17 protein-coding genes are annotated in these 21,253 nt (G+C 73.7%); 11 read left to right on the top strand and 6 right to left on the bottom strand.

What is annotated here, in order from left to right; genetic code table 11:
* Positions 1–129: 129 nt before the first annotated feature.
* The gene (locus JQN83_RS26750; protein WP_208569918.1) at positions 130–2,469 is read left to right on the top strand and encodes a heavy metal translocating P-type ATPase; all 2,340 of its coding nucleotides are present in this window, start codon (positions 130–132) and stop codon (positions 2,467–2,469) included.
* A gap of 167 nt (positions 2,470–2,636) precedes the next feature.
* On the opposite strand, the gene JQN83_RS26745 is transcribed toward JQN83_RS26750, so the two are convergent.
* The 4 genes from JQN83_RS26745 to JQN83_RS26730 all read right to left on the bottom strand — a co-directional run bounded on the left by JQN83_RS26745 (position 2,637) and on the right by JQN83_RS26730 (position 7,823).
* Positions 2,637–3,503, bottom strand: a complete 867-nt coding sequence (locus JQN83_RS26745) for a universal stress protein (RefSeq protein ID WP_208569917.1) — start codon at positions 3,501–3,503, stop codon at positions 2,637–2,639.
* Positions 3,504–3,576: 73 nt separating this feature from the next.
* Complete coding sequence (locus JQN83_RS26740) at positions 3,577–5,979, bottom strand: phosphoketolase family protein (protein WP_208569916.1); 2,403 nt, start codon at positions 5,977–5,979, stop codon at positions 3,577–3,579.
* A gap of 126 nt (positions 5,980–6,105) precedes the next feature.
* Complete coding sequence (locus JQN83_RS26735; RefSeq protein ID WP_208569915.1) at positions 6,106–6,936, bottom strand: universal stress protein; 831 nt, start codon at positions 6,934–6,936, stop codon at positions 6,106–6,108.
* Between the two features lie 53 nt (positions 6,937–6,989).
* Positions 6,990–7,823 (bottom strand): PP2C family protein-serine/threonine phosphatase, encoded by an 834-nt coding sequence (locus JQN83_RS26730; RefSeq protein WP_208569914.1) that lies wholly within the window; start codon positions 7,821–7,823, stop codon positions 6,990–6,992.
* 115 nt (positions 7,824–7,938) lie between these two features.
* Here JQN83_RS26730 and JQN83_RS26725 point away from each other — a divergent pair, with 115 nt between their 5' ends.
* From JQN83_RS26725 to JQN83_RS26685, 9 genes are all read left to right on the top strand, one after another.
* Positions 7,939–8,175, top strand: coding sequence for an HTH domain-containing protein (locus JQN83_RS26725; protein WP_067310060.1), 237 nt, complete (start codon positions 7,939–7,941; stop codon positions 8,173–8,175).
* Complete coding sequence (locus tag JQN83_RS26720) at positions 8,175–8,753, top strand: Clp protease N-terminal domain-containing protein (protein ID WP_208569913.1); 579 nt, start codon at positions 8,175–8,177, stop codon at positions 8,751–8,753. Before JQN83_RS26725 ends, JQN83_RS26720 begins: the two co-directional genes overlap by 1 nt.
* Before the next feature lie 102 nt (positions 8,754–8,855).
* On the top strand, positions 8,856–9,863 hold the full coding sequence (locus JQN83_RS26715) for a diacylglycerol/lipid kinase family protein (protein ID WP_208569912.1): 1,008 nt from the start codon (positions 8,856–8,858) through the stop codon (positions 9,861–9,863).
* Positions 9,856–10,857, top strand: a complete 1,002-nt coding sequence (locus tag JQN83_RS26710) for a YihY/virulence factor BrkB family protein (protein WP_208569911.1) — start codon at positions 9,856–9,858, stop codon at positions 10,855–10,857. The genes JQN83_RS26715 and JQN83_RS26710 overlap by 8 nt, the downstream gene beginning before the upstream one ends.
* An 82-nt stretch (positions 10,858–10,939) precedes the next feature.
* Positions 10,940–12,433 carry a phosphatase PAP2 family protein gene (locus JQN83_RS26705; protein ID WP_208569910.1) on the top strand — a complete coding sequence of 498 codons (1,494 nt, stop codon included), beginning with the start codon at positions 10,940–10,942 and terminating at the stop codon, positions 12,431–12,433.
* Positions 12,434–12,443: 10 nt separating this feature from the next.
* Positions 12,444–13,304, top strand: coding sequence for an endonuclease/exonuclease/phosphatase family protein (locus JQN83_RS26700; protein ID WP_208569909.1), 861 nt, complete (start codon positions 12,444–12,446; stop codon positions 13,302–13,304).
* Positions 13,305–13,393: 89 nt separating this feature from the next.
* Positions 13,394–14,317, top strand: coding sequence for a hypothetical protein (locus JQN83_RS26695; RefSeq protein ID WP_208569908.1), 924 nt, complete (start codon positions 13,394–13,396; stop codon positions 14,315–14,317).
* A gap of 82 nt (positions 14,318–14,399) precedes the next feature.
* Positions 14,400–14,918, top strand: a complete 519-nt coding sequence (locus JQN83_RS26690; RefSeq protein WP_208569907.1) for a SigE family RNA polymerase sigma factor — start codon at positions 14,400–14,402, stop codon at positions 14,916–14,918.
* Positions 14,915–16,075 (top strand): hypothetical protein, encoded by a 1,161-nt coding sequence (locus JQN83_RS26685; protein ID WP_208569906.1) that lies wholly within the window; start codon positions 14,915–14,917, stop codon positions 16,073–16,075. Before JQN83_RS26690 ends, JQN83_RS26685 begins: the two co-directional genes overlap by 4 nt.
* Before the next feature lie 185 nt (positions 16,076–16,260).
* On the opposite strand, the gene JQN83_RS26680 is transcribed toward JQN83_RS26685, so the two are convergent.
* Positions 16,261–17,223 (bottom strand): TIGR03557 family F420-dependent LLM class oxidoreductase, encoded by a 963-nt coding sequence (locus JQN83_RS26680; RefSeq protein ID WP_208569905.1) that lies wholly within the window; start codon positions 17,221–17,223, stop codon positions 16,261–16,263.
* Between the two features lie 394 nt (positions 17,224–17,617).
* Here JQN83_RS26680 and JQN83_RS26675 point away from each other — a divergent pair, with 394 nt between their 5' ends.
* Complete coding sequence (locus tag JQN83_RS26675) at positions 17,618–19,009, top strand: cellulase family glycosylhydrolase (protein ID WP_208569904.1); 1,392 nt, start codon at positions 17,618–17,620, stop codon at positions 19,007–19,009.
* 90 nt (positions 19,010–19,099) lie between these two features.
* Here JQN83_RS26675 and JQN83_RS26670 read toward each other — a convergent pair whose 3' ends face one another.
* Positions 19,100–21,238 carry an alpha-galactosidase gene (locus tag JQN83_RS26670; RefSeq protein WP_208569903.1) on the bottom strand — a complete coding sequence of 713 codons (2,139 nt, stop codon included), beginning with the start codon at positions 21,236–21,238 and terminating at the stop codon, positions 19,100–19,102.
* Positions 21,239–21,253 lie beyond the last annotated feature (15 nt).

The raw sequence follows: 21,253 nt of genomic DNA, 5'->3' as shown, positions 1-21,253 counted from the left end.
GGATACCGTCCCATCCTGCCCCGTCCGCCCCGGTACGGACACGGCGGCAGGTCCCACCCGGACGGGCACTTCGGCCTGTCGTTTTCCCGTTCGGCGCCACTGACGCGGTGCCGTTGGGACGATCCGCAGGTGGGCACGGAACAGCGGGAGTGCGTTCCGGGGCGACCGGTCGGCCGGCGTCGGGCGCGTTGGCGTGAGTGGACGCCGCTGACCCTGCTCGCCGGGGCGGTGCTGGTCGGGGCGGTCCTGTGGGCGGCCGGCCGGCGGGGAACGGCCGACGTGGTCTGGGCGGCGTCGACCCTGGTGGCGTTGGTGCCGGCGGTCTGGGCGGTGCTGCGTCAGCTGTGGCGGCGGCGGTTCGGGGTGGACGTGATCGCGGTGCTGGCGTTGGCCGGTGCGCTGCTCGTCGGGGAGTACCTGGCCGGTGCGGTGATCGCGGTGATGGTGGCGACGGGGCGGGCGCTGGAGGCGTACGCGCAGGGGCGGGCGACCCGCGACCTGCGTGCCCTGCTGGAGCGGGCACCCCGGCGGGCACGGCGGCGTACCCCCGACGGGGGCATCGAGGTGATCGGGCTGGACCGGGTCGCGGTGGGTGACCAGCTGCTGGTCGGGCCGGGGGACGTGGTGCCGGTCGACGGTGTGTTGACGGCCCCGGCGACGCTGGACGAGTCGGTGGTGACCGGGGAGTCGCAACTGGTGGGCCGGGCCGCCGGGGAACAGGTGCCCAGCGGGGTCGTCAACGCCGGTGCCGCCGTGGGTCTGCGGGCCACCCGGGACGCGGCGGGCAGCACCTACGCGGGGATCGTCCGGCTGGCGCGGGAGGCGACCGCCCACCGGGCCCCGACGGTACGGCTCGCCGACCGGTACGCGGCGGCGTTCGTCCCGTTCACTTTGGCGCTGGCCGCGGTGGCCGGGGTGTGGTCGGGGGAGTTCGTCCGGGCGGTCGCGGTGCTGGTGGTGGCGACGCCGTGCCCGCTGCTGCTGGCCACCCCGATCGCGATCGTCTCCGGGTTGTCGCGGGTGGCCCGGCGGGGTGTCCTGGTGCGCGACGGTGGTTCGCTGGAGCTGCTCGGCCGGGCCCGTACCCTGCTGCTCGACAAGACGGGCACGCTGACGGCGGGCCGGCCCTGGGCGGCGGAGACGGTGGTCGCTCCCGGCGGCGACCGGGACGAGGTGCTGCGGCTGGCCGCGTCGGTGGAGCAGCTGTCCCCGCACGTGCTGGCCGTGGCGCTGGTGCGGCAGGCCCGCCAGCGGGGGCTGGTGTTGGCCACGCCGACGGAGGTGACCGAGGAGCCGGGGCGCGGGGTGAGCGGCCGGGTCGACGGCCGGCTGGTGCGGGTCGGGCAGCTCGGCGGTGACCTGCCCGACTGGGCGGAGCTGGCCCGGGACCGGGCCGAGTTGGCCGGCTGGTCGACGGTGTGGGTGAGCGGTGACCAGGGCCCGCTCGGCGCGATCCTGCTGGCGGACCCGGTCCGTCCCGATGCCCGCCGGACGGTACGCCGGCTGCGGGAGGCCGGGTTGTCCCGGTTGCTGCTGCTCACCGGGGACCGGCCGCGTACCGCCGAGCAGGTGGCCCGGCTGGTGGGGGTGGACGAGGTGCTGGCCCGCTGCTCGCCGCAGGAGAAGGTGGACCGGGTCCGGCGGGAGTCGCGGCGGGCGGTGACCGTGATGGTGGGTGACGGGGTGAACGACGCGCCCGCGTTGGCGGCGGCGCACGTCGGGGTGGCGATGGGGGCGACCGGGGCGACCGCGTCGGCGGACGTCGCCGACGCGGTGATCACCGTGGACCGGCTGGACCGGCTCGCCGACGCCGTCGAGATCGCCCGCCACGCCCGCCGGATCGCGGTGCAGAGCGCCGCCGTCGGGATGGGGTTGGCGGTGCTCGCGATGCTGGTGGCCGCCGCCGGTCGGCTGCCGCCGGTGGCGGGCGCCTTCCTCCAGGAGGGCATCGACGTGCTGGTCATCCTCAACGCGTTGCGGGCGTTGCGTGGCGGGCTGCGCCGCCGGGACGTGCCGCCGACCACCCGTGCCCTGCTCGACCGGTACGCCGGCCAGCATGCCGGCGTACGCGACGTGCTCGCCCGGGTACGTGACACCGCCGACCTGGTGGCGACCCGGCCGACCGCCGAGGGGTGCCTGCCGGCGCTGCGCGACACGCACCGGCGGCTGACCGACGAGGTGCTGCCGCACGCCGACGCCGAGGAGCGGCAGCTCTATCCGGCGTTGGCCGGCCCGCTGGGCGGCGACGAGGCGACGGCCACGATGAGTCGGGAACACGTGGAGATCCACGGGCTGGTGGACCGGATCGGCGGTCACCTGGCCCGGGCCGACGGGCGGTTGCACCCCGACCAGGTGCCCGACCTGCTCGCCAGCCTCTACGGACTGGACGCCGTGCTGCGCCTGCACCTGGCCGGGGAAGAGGAGGACTACCTTTCCCTCGATCCCGCCCCGCCCACCCCCGGGTCCTGATCCACTCGCCGGCTCAATCCGTCGGTACCCAGGCGGCGTCCCACCGCTCGCGGAACGCCGCCACGCCCTCACGGCCCTCGGCCGCCGATGTCGCGGTGTCAGGTCGTCCGGGACACCGCGACATCGGCCAGCAGGTTGATCATGCAATGCCGCCCCGGTCGGGGTGGTCAGCGTTCGCGGACGACCGCTACCGGGCAGTGCGCGTGCTGGATGAGCTGCTGGCCGACCGAGCCGAGCAGCATCCCGCGCAGCCCGCCCCGTCCCCTGCTGCCGACCACCACGAGCTGCGCGTCCCGGCTCGCCTCGACGAGCGCGGCGGCCGGCCGGGCCGGTGCGATCTCCACCGTGACCGGCACCTGCGGGAAGGTCTCCCGCCACCCGGCGAGGGCCTGGTCGATCTCGGCCCGGTCCGCCGCGAGCCGGGCCTCGGCGTCCGGGTCGGAGGGCCGCCAGCGGTCGTCCGGCGGTTCGAAGGCCCGCAGCACCCGCAGCGGGGCGTCGCGTTGCGCGGCCCGTTCCACGGCGAACCCGAGCGCGGTGCCGGCCTGATCGGAGCCGTCGTAGCCGACCACCACCGGCCCGTCGACCTTGGCCTGCGCCTCCCGCACCACCACCACGGGGCAGTGCGCGTGGGCGGCCACCGACACCGCCGTGGAGCCGGCGAGCAGACCGGTGAAGCCGCCGTGGCCCCGGCTGCCGAGCACCAGCAGCCCGGCCTCGGCGGAGCGTTCCTCCAGCACCAGCGCGGGCGGGCCGTCGAAGACCTCGCCGTGCACGGTGACGCCGGGCCAGGCGGCGGTGGCGTCCGCGGCGGCCTTGTGCACCAGTTCCTCGACCTGCCGTCGGGCGTCGTCGTCCGGCCAGACCCCGGGGGCCACCCCCGGGCCGACCCAGCCGGCGACGGTCATCCACTCGAAGACGTACGCCAGCCGGACCGGGCGTCCGCTGCGCCGCGCCTCGGCCAGCGCCCAGTCCACGGCGACGCCCGCGTCGGCGGAACCGTCGTAGCCGACCAGGATCTCGTCGGAGTTCATCGTCTCGTCCTTTCCTGGCTGGTGGGGCGTGGTGGGCCGGCCGGTGACCGGCCCACCACGGACCCCGGGGGTGTCACTGCCCGTCGAGCTGCTGCGGCTCGGTCTCCCGGATCCAGCGCCACTCGGCGACCCGGGGGTCGTCCTCACCGTGGCGGCGGGTGTGGTCGCGGCAGGCCTGCCGGGTGTCGACCATCTCCTGCCGCAGGTGGGCGGCGCGGGCGGCCAGGCCGGGCACCCGGTCGATGACGTCGATGACCAGGTGGAAGCGGTCCAGGTCGTTGAGCATCACCATGTCGAACGGCGTGGTGGTGGTGCCCTCCTCCTTGTAGCCGCGCACGTGCAGGTTGTCGTGGTTGGCCCGGCGGTAGGTGAGCCGGTGGATCAGCCACGGGTAGCCGTGGTAGGCGAAGATGATCGGCTTGTCGCGGGTGAAGATGGTGTCGAACTCGTTGTCCGGCAGGCCGTGCGGGTGCTCCGACGACGGCTGGAGCCGCATCAGGTCGACCACGTTGACGACCCGCACCTTCAGCTCGGGCAGGTGCTGGTGGAGCAGGTCGGCGGCGGCGAGGGTCTCCAGGGTCGGCACGTCACCGGCGCAGGCGAGCACCACGTCCGGCTCCTGACCGTCGTCGGTGCTGGCCCAGTCCCAGATGCCCAGGCCGCGCCGGCAGTGCTGGACCGCCTCGTCCATGGTCAGCCAGTTCGGGGCGGGCTGCTTGCCGGCCACCACCACGTTGATGTAGTGCCGGCTGCGCAGGCAGTGGTCCATGGTGGAGAGCAGGGTGTTGCCGTCCGGCGGCAGATAGACCCGGACGACCTCGGCCTTCTTGTTGACCACGTGGTCGATGAAGCCCGGGTCCTGGTGCGAGAAACCGTTGTGGTCCTGTCGCCACACGTGGCTGGAGAGCAGGTAGTTCAGCGAGGCGATCGGCTCCCGCCAGGGGATGCCCCGGGTCACCTTCAGCCACTTGGCGTGCTGGTTGACCATCGAGTCGACGATGTGGATGAACGCCTCGTAGCTGGTGAAGATGCCGTGCCGGCCGGTCAGCAGGTAACCCTCCAACCAGCCCTCGCAGAGGTGCTCGGAGAGCACCTCCATCACCCGGCCGTCGGGGGACAGGTGGTCGTCGGTGGCCTCGATCCGGCCGTCGAAGGCCCGGTCGGTGACCTCGAACGCGGCACCGAGCCGGTTGGAGGCGACCTCGTCCGGGCCGAACAGCCGGAAGGTCTGCGGGTTGGCGGTGATCACGTCGCGGACCCAGGTGCCGAGCACCCCGGCCGCGCCGACCACCGGCTCACCCGGCTGCTTGACGTCGACGGCGTAGTCGCGGAAGTCCGGCAGGGTCAGGTCCCGCAGCACCCGCCCGCCGTTGGTGACCGGGTTGGCGCTCATCCGGTGCTCGCCCTTGGGCGGCAGTGCGGTCAGCTCGGCGACCGGGGCGCCGGTGGCGTCGAAGAGCTCCTCCGGACGGTAGCTGCGCAGCCAGCGCTCCAGCTCGGCCCGGTGCTCCGGGTTGTCGCGCACCTCGGCGATGGGCACCTGGTGGGCGCGGAAGGTCCCCTCGACCTGCTTGCCGTCGACCTGGGCCGGGCCGGTCCAGCCCTTCGGGGTCCGCAGGATGATCATCGGCCAGCGGGGGCGCTCGACGTGGCCGCCGGAGCGGGCCACCCGCTGGATCTCGGCGATCTCGTCGCAGGCCCGGTCCAGGGTGGCCGCGAGGAGCTGGTGCACCTGCTCCGGGTCGTCCCCGGCGACCAGGTACGGCTGGTAGCCGTGGCCGCGCATCTGGTTGAGCAGGTCCTCGGTGGGGATCCGGTCCATGACCGTCGGGTTGGCGATCTTGTAGCCGTTGAGGTGCAGGATGGGCAGCACCGCGCCGTCGCGGGCCGGGTTGAGGAAGACGCTGGACTGCCAGCTGCCCGCCAACGGGCCGGTCTCCGCCTCACCGTCGCCGATGACGCAGGCCACCAGCAGGTCCGGGTTGTCGAAGGCGGCGCCGTAGGCGTGGCTCAGGGCGTACCCCAGCTCGCCGCCCTCGTGGATCGAGCCCGGCACCTCCGGTGCGACGTGGCTCGGGATGCCGCCGGGGAAGGAGAACTGGCGGAACAGCCGCTGCATGCCGGTCTCGTCACGGCTCACCGAGTGGTACAGCTCGCTGTAGGTGCCCTCCAGCCAGGTGTTGGCGACCAGCGCTGGGCCGCCGTGGCCGGGGCCGGTGACGAAGATCGCCGACAGGTCCCGGTTGACGATGACCCGGTTGAGGTGGGCGTAGAGCAGGTTCAGGCCGGGGCTGGTGCCCCAGTGGCCGAGTAGCCGGGGCTTGACGTGCTCGGGGGCGAGCGGCTCGCGCAGCAGCGGGTTGTCGAGCAGGTAGATCTGCCCGACGGTGAGGTAGTTTGCCGCCCGCCAGTAGGCGTCCAGCCGGCGCAGCTCGTCGTCGGTCAGGGGGCTGTGCAGGTCGAGAGCGGTGTCCATGCTGCCAAAGCCTCTCGCGGTTCGGGGAGTTCTGCACCCGGAAGCGCCGATTCGCCCCGGGCAGACCCAGTCTTCGTGATTGCCCGGTCACCGGTCAGGGCCGTTGGTCCCGGCCTCGCCGGGTCGTCATGCCCCGCCCGCCCCGGCGGAAACCAACCCACGGACGACGATGACCGGCGCGGGCGCGTGGTAGAGCAGGGTCTGGCTCACCTCGCCGAGCATCCCCCGCCCCGGCTGGTCGCCCCGGGCGCCGACCAGCGCCACCTGCACCGACCGGGACTGCTCCACCAGGACGGTCCCTGGATCGCCGCGTACGGTGTGGCACTCCGCCGGCACGTCCGGGTGGTGCCGGCGGGCCTGGCCGACCAGCGTGCCGAGCACGTCGTCGCCGTCGTCGGGTCGTCCCGGCTCGATCACCCGTACCGCGATGACCCGGGCCCGGCGGCGGGCGGCACAGCCGAAGGCGAAGGCGAGCGCGGCCCGGGAGCTGGGCGAGCCGTCCACGCCGACCAGCACCGGGCCCGGGGGCGGTGGGTCGCGGCGGACCACCAGCACCGGGCAGCCGGCGCGGGCGGCGAGCTGCACGGCGGGCGCGTCGGCGGGTACGCAGCCGCCGCAGCCGGCCATCCCGCCGTCCCCGATGGCCACCAGGAACGCCGTCCCGGAACGGCGGATCAGGGCCTCGACCGGTGCCCCCTCGACGATCTCCCCACTGACCGGCAGCGCTGGTTCGACCTCGTTCGCGGCCGTGGCGGCCCGGGCGACCAGTTCCTCGGCGGCGTCGCGGCTGCCGGCGACCGACGGGCCTTCCAACGCGGCCTCCCAGTTGAAGGCGTGCAGCAGGGCCAGGTCCCGGCCGTGCGCGGCGGCCTCCCGGGCGGCCAGCCGGACCATCGTGAGGTCCGTCGGCGCCGGCCCGACACCGACCACCACCGGCCCGCCCGTGGACCCGGTCATCCGGTTCACCTCCCGGGCGCCCGCACCTACGCCCCGCGCCGTCCCCACCGACGCTAGTCGCGCCGGGGAGGCGGTGGAGCCCGATCAGCCGGACGGGTCGGTCCGGTCCCCGGGTGTACGCGTAGCACGACGGCGGTGGCGTTGTCGCTGCCGCCCTCGGCCAGGCTCGCGGCGAGCAGGGCGCGTACCGCCCGGGTCGGGTCCGGCTCGGCGAGCAGTTCGCGTAGCCGGTGGTAGTCGAGCTGGTCGCTGACCCCGTCGGTGCAGAGCAGCCAGGTGTCACCGGGGCGCAGCGGCACCCCGAGCAGGTCCGGGTCGGGCCGGTCGGGGTGGCCGAGGTAGCGCAGCAGCTGGTAGCGGGCGCGGGACGCCTCCCGGGAGTTCGCCGGCCACCAGCCGTGCAGCACCCCGAGCCAGGCCATCGTGTGGTCCACGGTCACCAGTTCCAGCAGCCCGTCGCGCAGCCGGTAGGCCCGGGAGTCGCCGAGCTGGACGATCCAGGCCAGTTCGCCGTCGGGCGCGGCGAGCAGCGCGGTCAGCGTGCAGCCGGCCAGCTCGTCGACGGCGGCGCCGGCCCGGCGTACCCGGATCTGGGCCTCGGTGACGGCGGCACGCAGCTCGCGGGGACCGACGGCCGGCCAGCCGGCGTGGACCAGTTCGCGCAGTGTGTCGCGTGCGGTGCTGCCGGCGACCCGGCTGCCCTCGCCCTCGCCCATGCCGTCGACGACCACCGCGAACGGTAGTTCCGGGTCGACGTGCAGGACGTCGAAGTTGGCCGAGTAGCGGTGACCGGCCACGGTGCCGCCGGCGATCTCCCACTCGATCCGGCCGACGGGCAGCCGGCGGGCCGCCTCGATGGGCTGGTCGGTGGTGCGGCGACGGAACACCAGCGGACGGTAGCACCGTCGCGGGCCTGGACCGGGGCGTCCGGCGTCGTGTCGGCGCAGGTCGGGTGCGTCAACTGTGGTTGACACGGCCGAATTGTCAACGTAAGTTGACAGCATGAGTCAGGCAACGGAACTCGCGGCAGCCGCCGGCAGCACCGACCCCCGGGTCGGCCTGCGCGCGGTGCTCGCCCTGCGTCGGCTCCTCGAACGGCTGGAGGTGGTCCAGGTGGACAACGCCCGACGGCAGGGCTGGTCCTGGCAGGAGATCGCCGACGCGCTCGAGGTGAGCCGGCAGGCGGTCCACAAGAAGCACGCCGGGCGACCGGCGGTCCGAGGAACCTGGGAGGAATGATGTTCGAGCGGTTCACCGATCGGGCCCGCGCCGTCGTCCGGAGCGCGGTCGAACAGGCCCAGCGCGACGGGCGACGTCCCGTCGGTACCGAACACCTGCTGCTCGCCGTCCTGGCCGACACCGATGCGCTCGCCAGCCGGGTGCTCACCTCCGCCGGCGTCGACGCCGACGACCTGCGCGCCCGGATCCGGCGGCACGTCGGTGCCGGCGGGATCGGGCTAGGCGAGGCGGACGCGGCCGCGCTGCGCGAGATCGGCATCGACCTCGCGGCCATCGTCGCCCGGATCGAGGACAACTTCGGCCCGGACGCCCTACGCGAGGCGGTCCCGGCCCCACGCCGACGGTGGCCGCTGCGCCGGCCGGTCGGCGGGCCCTTCTCGCCCCGTTCCCGCAAGGCGCTGGAGTTGGCGCTACGCGAGGCGCTCCGGCTGCGGCACCGGCACATCGGCACCGAACACCTGCTGCTCGGCGTGCTCCGCGAGGGTGGCGGCCTGGGCGCGGTGGTGCTGACCGAGGCGGGCGTGGACCTCGACGACCTGCGCCGACGGATCGAGTTGGCGCTGCGGACGGCGGCCTGACCGGTCGGGTAGGTCCCAACCCGGATCAAACCTGTTTGCGGTCAATGCAACGTCGGTCGTCGTCGGGTCGCTGACCCGGCCGGGGTGCTGCACACTGACGCCGTGGACGGTGCAGAGCAGAAGCGTACGGTGACCGACGGCGACCGAGCCCCGCGCTCGGCGGTGGTGGTCAACCCGACGAAGGTGACTGATCTCGACGAGTTCCGCGCGACCGTGGAGGAGGCGCTCGCCGCCGCCGGTTGGCCGGCCCCGACCTGGTACGAGACCACCGCCGAGGACCCCGGCCGGGGCCAGACCGAGCAGGCCGTCGCCGCCGGGGCCGAGCTGGTCTTCGCCTGCGGCGGCGACGGCACCGTGATGGCCTGCGTCACCGCGCTCGCCGGCACCGACGTCGAACTCGCCGTGCTGCCCCAGGGCACCGGCAACCTGCTCGCCGCCAACCTGGGACTCTCCAACGACCTGGCCGCCGGCCTCCAGGTGGCCGTCGAACGCGGCCGACGCCGACTCGACGTCGGCGTCGTCGACGACCAGTGCTTCGCGGTCATGGCCGGGATGGGCTTCGACGCGCAGATGCTGGCCGACACCTCCGAGACCACCAAGGCCCGCATCGGCTGGCCCGCCTACGTGGTGGGGGCGGCCAAGCACCTGCGGGACCGGCCGATGCGGCTCACCGTCCGCATCGACGACCGGCCCCCGATGCGCCGCCGGGCCCGCACCGTGCTCGTCGCCAACGTCGGGCGGCTCCAGGGCGGGGTGCGCCTGCTCACCGACGCCGAGCCCGACGACGGCTGGCTCGACGTCGCCGTGCTCACCCCCAACCGGGTCCGGCACTGGCTCGCCATGGGCTGGGCGCTGGTCCGCCGGCAGGGCAGCGTCCCCCGGATGGAGGTCCACCGGGCCCGCAAGGTCGTCATCACCAGCACCAGGGCCCAGCCCCGGCAGCTCGACGGCGACCTGATCGCACCCGGCCGCACCCTGACCGCCGAGATCAGACCCGGGTCGCTCTGGCTCTGCGTGCCGCGCCCGGCCCAGGACCCGGATCTGGCGTACGACGCCGACGCGGCGGCGCAGCGCGGCGAGAAGCTGATCGAGGAAGCCCGCCGTGAGTAGCACCAAGCTCGTCCCCGAGACCCGGTTGATGGCGTCGGACGAACTCGCCGCCGACGACGCCTGGCGTACGCTGCGCCGGCTCGGTGGCTGGCAACTGCTGCGGGACGCGTTCATCCGGTTCCGCTACGGCGACGGGTTCAGCCACTCCCGCGCGTTCGCCCTGCAACTCTGCCTCGCCGTGGTCCCGTTCCTGATCGCGCTCACCGGCCTGATCAGCGACCTGGGTGTCGAGGAGGGCGGCCGGGTGGTCGCCGACACCGTGCTGGCGCTGACCCCCGGGCAGAGCGAGCAGGTGGTGCAGGATCTCCTCGGCGACGGGGACCGCACCGAGAGCACCGGCGAGTTGGCGTTGACCCTCGGCCTGATCACCGGCCTGGTGGCGCTGACCACCACCATGGCCCAGATCGAGCGCGGCGCCAACCGGATCTACGGCGTCGAACGGGACCGCCCCGCGCTGTGGAAGTACCTGCGCGCGGCGGTGCTGGCCGTGGTCGCCGGCCTGCCCGCCCTGGCCGGGTTCCTGATCCTGGTCGGCGGCGGGGCGATGGGCGAGTCGGTACAGCGCCACTACGAGTGGGGTGATCTCGCCGCCGGCCTCTGGGAGGTGGTGCGCTGGCCGCTGAGCCTCGTGCTGACCGTGGTCGCGGTGGCGGTGATCTTCCGGCACGCGCCCCGACGCAAGCAGCCCGGCCTGTCCTGGCTCTACTTCGGCGCCGGCATCGCCACCGCCCTGTGGTGGCTGGCCAGCCTGCTGCTCGCCGCGTACGTCAAGTTCAGCGGCGGCTTCGGCCAGACGTACGGGGCGTTGACCGGGATGATGGCGTTGCTGCTGTGGGCCAACCTCACCGGCATGGCGCTGTTCGGCGGGTTGTCGTTCGCCGCCCAGCTGGAGGCGATGCGGATCGGCGCTCCGGAGCCGGCCCAGCCGGACCTGTGGGAGCCCGAGGCCGAGCGGGAGGAACTGCTCGACACCGGTGACATGACCGCACTCTGAGCCCGCCACACCGGACGGGCGTGTACGGGACGGCAGAATCGGGTACAGCGCGCCTCGCCACGTTGACGCAGGGAGGTGCGGGGTGACCGCGGTCAAGGACACGACGGCCCGACGGCCGCTCGGCCATTTCGCCGAACGGAGCGTCGCCGGCCTGCTGGCCGTGGCCGGCGCGGGCGTGGCCTTCGGGCTGCTGCTGATGCTCGTACGGTTCAAGTGGAGCCCGATGTACCACGCCGACCACGAGGCGGCCGAATGGTTCAACGGGCTCGTCGCGCCGCACCACGCGTTGGTCACCGTGCTCCAGGCGGTCACCGACCTGGGTGGCCGACCGGTGCTGATCTGGCTGGTCACGATCGCCGTGGTCACCCTGCTGATCCGTCGCCAGTCCCGGCTGGCGGTCTACCTGATCGTGACCGGGGTGGGCGGGCTGATCCTCGACCCGTCGCTCAAGGCCCTGGTCGGCCGGCTCCGCCCGGTGGTCGACGTGCCCGTCGCCAGCGCCCCCGGCAACAGCTTCCCCAGCGGGCACGCGCTCGGCTCGTTCGTCGCGTACGGGGCGTTGCTGCTGGTCTTTCTGCCCGCCATGGCGCACCGTTGGCGTAAGCTGGCGATTGCCATCGTCGCCGTGCTGGTGGCGCTGATCGGGTTGACCCGGATCGCGCTCGGCGTGCACTTCGTCTCCGACGTGATCGGCGGCTGGCTGCTCGGCGCGGCCTGGCTCGGTGTCACCGCGTACGCCTTCCGGCTGTGGCGGCGCGAGCGGGGCCGGCCGGTGCCGCCGCTGAGCGAGGGGCTGGAACCGGAGGCCGGTGACAAGATCACCCCCGCCCCGGCCGAGGAGCACGTGCTGGAGCACCCGCGCTCCGCCGTAGCCGAACTGCTGGTCGGCTGGGTGATCGTCTTCGGCGCGCTCTACGCCTTCGGCACCTACGTCAGTTACCACGCCAAGGGCACCATCTTCGAGACCCTGGACACCGACGTGCCGCGCTGGTTCGCCGCCCGGCACACCGACTTCCTCACCGAGCTGAGCTGGTGGTGGAGCAAGTTCGGCGACACCCACGCCATCCTGATCGTCTCGCTGGTCTTCTGCCCGCTGGTGCTGGCCATCTGGAAGCGGTGGCGGCCGGTGCTCTTCGTGGTGCTGGCGCTCTTCGGCGAGCTGAGCCTGTTCCTCGCCTCGGCCCGGGTGGTGGACCGGCCCCGCCCGGCGGTGGAGAACCTCGACGGGCAGATGCCCACCTCGTCCTTCCCGTCCGGGCACATCGCCGCGACCACCTGCCTCTGGCTGGTCATCGCGATCATCGTGTTCGTCCGTACCGACCGCTGGTGGCGGTGGCTCTTCGTGGCGATGGCCGTGATCATGCCGGTCGGGGTGGCGGTCTCCCGGATGTACCGGGGCATGCACCACCCGACCGACTTCATGGGCGCGCTCATCCTCAGCGGCCTGTGGATCGGCCTGCTCTACTGGGTGATCCGACCCAACGCCGACGTCTACGAGGGCAACCGGCCCGAGATCGAGTCGGAACAGGTCGACGAGCTGGACGACGAGCTGGCCAAGGCCGGCCGTCCCGGGTGAGCCGGCCACCGTGCTGCGGATGATGACCTGGAACATCAGGACCGGCGGTCGGGACCGGACCGGCCCCGACCGGCGGGACCTGGTGTGCCGGGTCGTCACCGCGCAGGCCCCCGACGTGCTGGCCGTGCAGGAGCTGCGCGGCTTCGACCGGCCGGGGGTGCTGGCCGGGTTCGCCGACCGGGTGGGGATGCGCCCCCACCTGGCCCGCAGCTGCTTCGGTCAGCCGGTTGCCGTGCTGGTCCGCCCGCCGTGGCGCATCCGCTCCGCCGGGCCGGTCCGTCGACCGTTGCACCACGCGGCGCAGCGGGTCGAGCTGGCCACCACCGCCGGCCCGCTCACCGTGTTCGGCACCCACCTCGACCCGTACACCGGGCTGCGGCGGCGCATCGAGGCCGGCTGGCTCGCCCGTGCGGTAGGCCGCGCGCCGGGGGAGTCGGCGCTGCTCGCCGGTGACCTGAACACCCTGGACCCGGGCACCGACCACGCCGACCGGGTGGCCCGGCTGCCGGCGGCGTACCGGCGGCGGCACCTGCGCCGCGACGGGCGGACCGTGGACACCCGGGCGGTGGCCCGGCTGCTCGCCGCCGGCCTGGTCGACCTCTGGACCCACGCCGCCGGGCCGCCTGAGCTGCCCCGCGGCGGCGGGCCGGCCGATCCGACCCACGCCGCCGGCCCGGCCGAGGTCGGGTTGACCGCGCCGACCCGGCACGGCGGCGGCGGCGAGTTCTCCGGCATGCGGCTGGACTACCTGCTCGGCACCCCGGCGCTCGCCGCCCGGCTGCGCGACATCCACGTGGTACGTGGCGGCGACACCGAGTACGCCTCCGACCACTACCCGGTCGTCGCCGAGCTGGACCTCGACCCGGCCTGACCGCCCACCACGGAACCCGTGCAACCCATTCCGGTCCCGCCGTCATCGCTACGGGTGACAGTGCCGGCGTCCGGGACGGGGAGTGGTCGATGGGTAGCATGCGGGAGCAGGAGAACGCCGGGTGTCGCACGACGGGGGTGCCGTCGGAGTTCGATCCCGGTCGGCGGGTCTTCCGACTCTCCTGGCTGCCCGGGGAGCTGACCCACCTGACCTACACCGGGCAGCGGTGGGAGCACTCGCTCACCGCCCTGCTGCCGGCGTGGACCCCGGGCCGGGGAGCCGCTCCGGTGCGCGCCGGCCGGGTGGTGACGGTGACGGTGGGGGCCCGGGGCGTGGACGTCTGCCGGCCGCTGCGCGAGTGGGATCCGGAACTGGCCGGGTCGGCCGCACCGTCGACTCCGCCCGGGGTCGCCGTCGCGCCGGTGCGGGACCGTCCGGCGCACCTGTACGTCAGTCCCGACGGCTCACGGGCCGCCCTGTCCTGGCGGTACGCCCACGACGCGTGGGCCGCGGTGCTGTCCACCAACCAGCCCGGGTCGGCCCGGGTGCTGCGGCAGATCGCCGAAGGGCTGGTCGGCGACGACCGACCGCTCACGGTTCCCTTCCTCCGGGTGCCACCGCCTGCGGATTGCCGACTCGAACGGGTGGCGGTCGAGCGGCGCGACGGCAGGTGGCACCGGGTGTGGGGCGGTTACCTCGCGTCCGGCTCCCCCGCGCCGTACGGCGACCTGACCATCGGCGTGCGCCGGGACTGGTCGGGCGGGCCGGGGAACACCACCGCTGACGGCCGGCCGGCGTGGTCGGCCGGTGGCCTGGGCACGTACCGGGTCGGGCGGGTTCCCGGTGCGGCCCCGCGCACGGTGGCCGAGGTCGGGGTACTGACGCCGCACGGTCTGGCCGCGCTCGGCGGCGACCGGGCCGCGCTCGGCGGCGACCGGGCCGCGCTCGCCCTCGCCGCCCGGGTCCGGTTGGTCACCGACCCTGACGACGAAGCCGGCTGGCGTCCGTTCTGAGTTCTCTCCCCCGTGCAACCGTTTCCATACCGGGGGCCATCCGTACGGTGACAGTGCCAGCGTCCGGGACGGGGAGTGGTCGATGCACGCGACGCAACGGCAGGAGTACGTCGACTTCGTGACGGGGGCGACACCGAAGCTGCGCCGGACGGCGTACCTGCTGACCGGGGGAGATGCCCACCGTGCCGACGACGTCGTGCAGCAGACGCTGACCCGGCTCTACGTCAAGTGGGGTCGGGCACGGTCCGCCGACGACATCGGGGCGTACGTGCACCGGATGCTGGTCAACGCGTTCCGGCAGGAGCGCCGGTCCCGCTGGTTCGGGGTACGCCTGCTCGACCGCCCGCCGGAGCCGGAGCCCAGGGGAGTTCCACCGACCGACGCGGTGGTGGACACGGTCGCGGTGCGGGCCGCGTTGGCGGCGGTGCCACCCGGCCAGCGGATGGTGCTGGTGCTGCGCTTCTACGCCGACCTGAGCGTCGAGCAGACCGCCGAGGTGCTGGGCTGCTCGGCCGGCAACGTCAAGAGCCAGACCGCGCGGGGACTTGCTGCGCTGCGCCGGCAGTTGCCGCTGGCGGACCCGACGGAGGTGACCCGGTGATCCACGACGACGAGACCCTGGTCCGGGAGATGCTGACCCGGGCCGCCGACGACCTGCCCGACGGCGGGGACGGGCCGGAGACCTGGCTGGCGGCGGGGGATCGGGCGGTGCGGCGTCGCCGCCGGGTGGTGACCGCCGCGTCGGCCGTCGTGACGGTGTGCGCCCTGGTCGGCGTGGCGGTCGCGGTCGTCGGCCTACGGCCGGGCAGGGTCCCCGGTGACGACGGCCGACCGGCACCGACGGTGAGTCGCCCCGGGCCGCCGACGGTGGCCCCGGAGCGTTTCGACCCGACCCGCCGGTTGCTCCGGCTCGGGAGCCTGCCGGCGGGCGCGGGCCACCAGTCGTACCAGTCGGATCTGTCCGTGATCACGGTGCGGGCGGACGTGCCGGAGGCGCTGAGCCCCGGCGGCCCGGTGGAAGCCGGCCCGATGATGGCCTCCAGCGGCTCGGTGGTCGTCCGGGTGGGTGCGCGCGGGAAGGACGTCTTCGACCAGTACCGGCGGGAACCGATGCCGGGGATGCCGTCGGCCTCCCCGTCGGTCGCCCTGCCGGGTCCCCCGGTCACCCCGGTGGCGGGGTACCCCGCCCACCTGTGGGCCGGCGGCGGCGACACCGTGCTGTCCTGGCAGTACGCGCCGGACGGGTGGATCTCCGTGGGGGTCATGGGGTTCGGTCGGCCGGAGGTGGTCGCCCGTCAGGTGGCCGCCGGTCTGCTCTGGGAGGACCAGCCGATCACCGTCCCGTATGCGCCGGTCGCCGATCCACCCGGCAGCATGCTCAGGGGTGTGGAGATCCGGACGTTCCGGGGAAGGTGGCTGGACGTGACCGCGCACTATGTGATGAAGACCGGTAAGTCGACCGGGCGCGACATCCTCATCGGCGTCTCCGACGGGGTGTTCGCCGGCGACGGGTCGGATTTCGTCCGTACCCGGGTGATGGTGGGCGGGCGGGTCGGCTCGGCGGACGAGGGGCCGAAGGGGTTCGGTGCCTACCGGGTGGCTCAAGTGCCAGGCTGCGCGGGTTGCGTCGCTGAGGTGGACACGGAGTCGGTGGCGGGTAACGCTGCGGCGGGTGGGCGTACCGGGGCGCTGGACCTGGCAGCCTCGATCAGGCTGGTCGACGGCAGCGACGACCCGACCCGCTGGCGTCCCCTGTAGAGCGCGACGAGGCGAGCAGCCGCTCCCCGCCGTCGTCAGAGGAGCAGGCAGGTCACGGATCGCACCGGCCACCGGCCCGGGGTGGTGGTGAGCACGTGCTGGGCGGCACCGGCATGGTGAACAAGCCGGTCGTCCGGCACCGGACGGGCCGGGACGGGTACGCGAGACCCGGCCCGGCCCGGCGGTCACAGTTCGCGGAGCCGGGGCAGTAGCTGCTCCTGCGCCCAGTCCAGGAACATCGGCTGGCTGTCCCCGCCGACCTGCACGATCGCCACGTGCGTGAAACCGGCGTCGACGAAGGCGCGGAACGCCTCGACGTGCCGTTCGACGTCCGGTCCGCAGGGGATACCGTCGGCGACGTCCTCCTCCCGGACGAACTGGGTGGCGGCGGCGAAGGCATCCGGGTCGGGCAGGTCGGCGTTGACCTTCCAACCGTTGCCGAACCAGCGGAACTGGTCGTGCACGATCTTGCGGCACTCGGCCTCGTCGGGGCCGTAGCAGATGGCCACCTGGCCGTAGCGGGGCTGCCCGGCGCCGCCCGCGTCGTCATAGAGCTGGATGATCCGGGAGTCGGGTTCGGTGGCGACGATGCCGTCGGCGTACTCGGCGGCGAGGGCGGCGGACGACGGTCCGGATGCGGCGACGGCCATCGGTACGGGGCGTCCCGGCCGGTCCCAGACGTAGGCGTCGGGGACGTCGAAGTGGTTGCCGGAGAAGGTCAGCGTCTCGCCGTTGAGCAGCGGACGGATGATCTGGAGCGCCTCGGAGAACATCTCGTGCCGCTGCTGCACGTGCGGCCAGCCGCCGACCACGTGTTCGTTGAGGTTCTCCCCGGCGCCGAGGCCGAGGGTGAACCGCCCGTCGGAGAGCACCCCGATGGTGCTGGCCTTCTGCGCCACCACCGCCGGGTGGTAGCGGCGGATCGGGCAGGTGACGAAGGACATCAGCTCGGCCCGGCTGGTGGCGTGGGCGACCGCGCCCAGCACCGACCAGGCGTACGGGGAGTGGCCCTGCGCGTCGAGCCACGGGTAGTAGTGGTCGGACATGACCAGCTGGTCGAAGCCGGCTGCCTCCGCCCGTACCGCGTGGTCGACCAACTGCTTGGGGCCGGTCTGTTCGCACATCAGGGTGTAGCCGACGCGGACCATCCTGGTTTCTCCTCCCGGGCGACGATCGTCACCGGATACCCCTGCGCGACGCCGGTCAACCTCGCCGGTGCGGCCGGCTCGCCCGACCGGGTGACCCTTGACGGTCCCGGGAGGGGGGTCTAGGGTCCGACTTAACCGGTTCAGGCTGGTGGTGTCACATCCTGTGGTGGGGATGACTGCCCCCTGTGGCGGCCCATGGTCGGTGTGGGTCGCCACAGGCCCGGCGGGAAACGCGCCAGTAACTTAACCGGTTGCCTTCCCGGCTCCATCGGCATACGCTGATCCGCACGCGGCCAGGGAGTTCCGGCGGCGGCTGTCGGGCTGCAGCCGAGCGCCACCCACCAGCATCGCCACCCCGCCAGGGCAACGGGGTCGACCCTTCCTGAGGAAACCCATGAAGAAGCGACTTTCCGTCGCCGGTGTCGCCCTGCTCACCGTCCTCGCCGCCGTGTTCGCCTTCGGCCAGCCGGCCCAGGCCGCAGCCGGTTTCACGGTCTCCGGTGGCAAGCTCTACGACGCCAACGGCAACGAGTTCATCATGCGGGGCGTCAACCACGCCCACACCTGGTACCCGCAGCAGACCACCTCCTTCGCCAACATCAAGGCGCTCGGTGCGAACACCGTCCGGGTGGTGCTGGCCAGCGGTGACCGCTGGACCAAGAACACCGCCGCCGACGTCAGCAACGTCATCTCGCTCTGCAAGGCCAACAAGCTGATCTGCGTGCTGGAGGTGCACGACACCACCGGCTACGGCGAGCAGGCCGGGGCGATCACCCTGGACAGGGCGGTCGACTACTGGCTGAGCATCGCCAGCGCCCTGCAGGGCCAGGAGCGGTACGTCATCGTCAACATCGGCAACGAGCCGTACGGCAACCAGGGCTACGCCACCTGGGCCACCGACAACGCCAACGCGATCAAGCGGCTGCGGGCCGGCGGCATCACCCACACGATCATGGTGGACGCCCCGAACTGGGGTCAGGACTGGTCGTTCACCATGCGCGACAACGCGGCCGGGGTGTTCGCCGCCGACCCGCAGAAGAACACCGTCTTCTCGATCCACATGTACGGCGTCTTCGACACCGCCGCCGAGATCAGCGACTACCTGGGCCGGTTCCGCACCGCCAAGCTGCCCATCGTGGTCGGCGAGTTCGGTTTCGACCACTCCGACGGCAACCCCGACGAGGACACCATCCTGTCGTACACCCAGGCCAACGGGATCGGTTACCTCGGCTGGTCGTGGAGCGGCAACGGCGGTGGCGTGGAGTACCTCGACATGACCACCAACTTCAACCCGGCCGCCCTGACCACCTGGGGGCAGCGGATCTTCAACGGCGTCAACGGCATCAAGTCGACCGCGAAGGAGGCGTCGGTCTACTCCGGCACCACCCCGACGACGCCGCCCACCACGCCGCCGACCACCCCGCCCACGACCCCGCCGACCAGCCCGCCGCCCACCACCCCGCCGGTCACGACCCCGCCGGCGACCGGTGGCTGCACCGCGACGTACACGATCATCGGTTCGTGGCAGGGCGGGTTCCAGGGTGAGGTCAAGGTGACCGCCGGCAGCGCGGCCATCAACGGCTGGACGACGAAGTGGACCTACGCCAACGGCCAGACCGTCAGCCAGGCCTGGAACGCATCGCTGAGCAGCAGCGGCAGCACGGTGACCGCGCGCAACGTCGACTACAACGGCCGGCTCGGTGCCGGGGCCAGCGCGGCCTTCGGTTTCATCGGCAGTTGGACCGGCAGCAACCCGGCCCCCACGGTGACCTGCACCGCGAGCTGACCGCCTCCGCACCACCGGTGGCCGGGTCCCCTGGGGCCCGGCCACCACCGTCCTCGCCGGGATGGCGCCCTGCGGCCGGACCCGGGGCGGTCAGTCGACCGCGTCGACCTCCAGGAGCAGGGCCTGTTCCGGGTGCAGGGCCGGCAGGTGCAGACCCACCGTCGCCAGCACCGCGCCGCCCAGCGTCACACCGGGCAGCCAGCGGGGTTCGGTGATCTGCATCGCCGCCGGCTGCGGCACCCCCTCGGCGGGGCGGACGGCGTAGCGGCGGGTCGGGTCGAGGCCGGGCAGGCGCACCGGGCCGGGGGTCTGCGTGCCGGAGGTGGCCACCCGGGACACCGCGTACACGGCGCGGGAGCGGTCGTGGGCGACCACGCCGTGCGCCTGTACGGCCGGGTCCGGATGATCGAACCGCACCACCCGCCCGGTGTGCAGCAGCGGTCGGAGCCGCTTGTGCAGGGCCACCCAGGCGGTCAGCTCGGCCCGCTCCTCGGCGTCGATCGCGACGATGTCCCATTCGATGCCGTGGTGGCCGAAGAGCGCGGTGACCGCCCGGAAGCCCAGGGTGTGCACCCGGCCGGTGGTGTGCGAACGCCCCGGGCCGATGTGTGTGCCGACCAGTTCCGGGGGCAGCAGCAGGCCGGTCCAGCGTTGGATGGACAGCCGTTCCAGGGCGTCGTTGGTGTCGCTGGCCCAGACCCGGTCGGTGCGCCGCAGGATCTCCAGGTCGACCCGGGCCCCGCCGGACGAGCAGCTCTCGATCTCCAGGTGCGGGTGCCGGGCGCGTAGCTCGTCGAAGAGCCGGTAGGCCGCCACGGTCTGCGCGTGCACCCCGGGCCGGCCGGCGTGCCCGGCCTCGGTGAGGTCCCGGTTGTGGTCCCACTTGAGGTAACTGATCCCCGGGTTCCCGGTGAGCAGCGCGTCGAGCCGGCCGAGCAGGTGCGCGTACGCCGCCGGGTTGGCCAGGTCCAGCACCTGCTGGTGCCGCCACGGCAGGGGTAGCCGGCCGGGGGCGGCGAGCACCCAGTCGGGGTGGGCGCGGTACAGCTCCGAGTCGGGGTTGACCATCTCCGGTTCGACCCAGAGCCCGAACTGCATGCCGTGCCCGCGAACATGCTCGATGAGCGGCCCCAGGCCGGCGGGCCAGACGTCGGCGTCGACCTGCCAGTCGCCCAGGCCGGCCCGGTCGTGCCGGCGGCCGGTGAACCAGCCGTCGTCGAGGACGAACCGCTCGACCCCCACCTCGGCGGCCCGGTCGGCGAGGGTCCGTAACCGGTCCAGGTCGTGGTCGAAGTAGACCGCCTCCCAGACGTTGAGGGTGACCGGGCGCGGCGTGCGGGGGTGGCCGGGTCGGGCCCGCAGGTGGGTGTGCAGCAGGTCGCTGAGCCCGTCCAGCCCGGCGGGGGAGTGCACCGCGTAGAGCAGCGGGGTGGCGTACTCGTCGCCGGGGCCGAGGACGATCTCGCCGGGGGCGAGCAGTTCCCCGCCGCCCAGGGTGGACTCCCCGGTCGGGCGGCGTTCGGCGACGGTCACGTGGTCGCCGCTCCACGCGGTGTGCACCGCCCACACCTCGCCGTGGCCGAAGCCGAACCCGGCGGTGCCGGCGACCAGCAGCAGGGTGGCGTCGTGCCCGGTGCGGCCGTGCCGCCCCTCGCGGACCCACGCGCCCTGCGACCATGTGTGCCGTTGCGGTGCGCGTTCGCGGCACCAGCGCCCGGTGAGGTCGAGCAGTTCGGTGGCGACCGGCGGCACGGGCAGCACCGGCGTCAGTTCGCGTACCTCGTAGGGGTGGTCGGCGTCGTTGCGCAGCCGGTGCCGCACGGTCAGCACCCCGACCGGGTCGAGGGTGATCTCGATGGTCAGGGTCAACCCGACGCCCGGGTCCGTCGCCCGCACGCCCACCCGCGCCGCCCCACCCGGGTCGTCGACGTCGAGGCTGTCGAGCCGGAATGCGGTGGACCAGTCGTGGCCGGCGCGGTGGCCGGCGAGGCCGGGCCGGCCGCTCCAGCCGGCGCTCGCCTCGGGCAGCAGGGACAGCACGGTCGGCGCGTCGAAGCTGCTCGGCACCACCGGCGGTACGGTGGCGTCGACCAGGGCCGGCAGGTCTTCGGCGGGCACCGGACCGAGGTCGGCCCCCCAGTGCACGATCCGGGGCAGTCCCGGGCCGCGCGCGTCGAGCACCAGGCTGGTGCGGCCCCGGCGCAGGTGGATCACGGTCGGATCGGTCATGGCGCTCATCTCCGG

Origin of the sequence: Micromonospora antibiotica (assembly GCF_017599305.1) — a bacterium.
Lineage (GTDB): Bacteria > Actinomycetota > Actinomycetes > Mycobacteriales > Micromonosporaceae > Micromonospora > Micromonospora antibiotica.
The sequence above is the reverse complement of the archived record's forward strand: the minus strand, read 5'-3'. Positions and strand labels throughout refer to the sequence as shown.

Coding starts and splice junctions, on each gene's coding strand:
- JQN83_RS26735 (WP_208569915.1), bottom strand. CDS start 6,936: ATGACCGGGTCCACGGGCGGGCCGGTGGTGGTCGGTGTCGGGCCGGCG.
- JQN83_RS26690 (WP_208569907.1), top strand. CDS start 14,400: ATGCACGCGACGCAACGGCAGGAGTACGTCGACTTCGTGACGGGGGCG.
- JQN83_RS26740 (WP_208569916.1), bottom strand. CDS start 5,979: ATGGACACCGCTCTCGACCTGCACAGCCCCCTGACCGACGACGAGCTG.
- JQN83_RS26680 (WP_208569905.1), bottom strand. CDS start 17,223: ATGGTCCGCGTCGGCTACACCCTGATGTGCGAACAGACCGGCCCCAAG.
- JQN83_RS26745 (WP_208569917.1), bottom strand. CDS start 3,503: ATGAACTCCGACGAGATCCTGGTCGGCTACGACGGTTCCGCCGACGCG.
- JQN83_RS26695 (WP_208569908.1), top strand. CDS start 13,394: ATGGGTAGCATGCGGGAGCAGGAGAACGCCGGGTGTCGCACGACGGGG.
- JQN83_RS26720 (WP_208569913.1), top strand. CDS start 8,175: ATGTTCGAGCGGTTCACCGATCGGGCCCGCGCCGTCGTCCGGAGCGCG.
- JQN83_RS26725 (WP_067310060.1), top strand. CDS start 7,939: ATGAGTCAGGCAACGGAACTCGCGGCAGCCGCCGGCAGCACCGACCCC.
- JQN83_RS26675 (WP_208569904.1), top strand. CDS start 17,618: ATGAAGAAGCGACTTTCCGTCGCCGGTGTCGCCCTGCTCACCGTCCTC.
- JQN83_RS26670 (WP_208569903.1), bottom strand. CDS start 21,238: ATGACCGATCCGACCGTGATCCACCTGCGCCGGGGCCGCACCAGCCTG.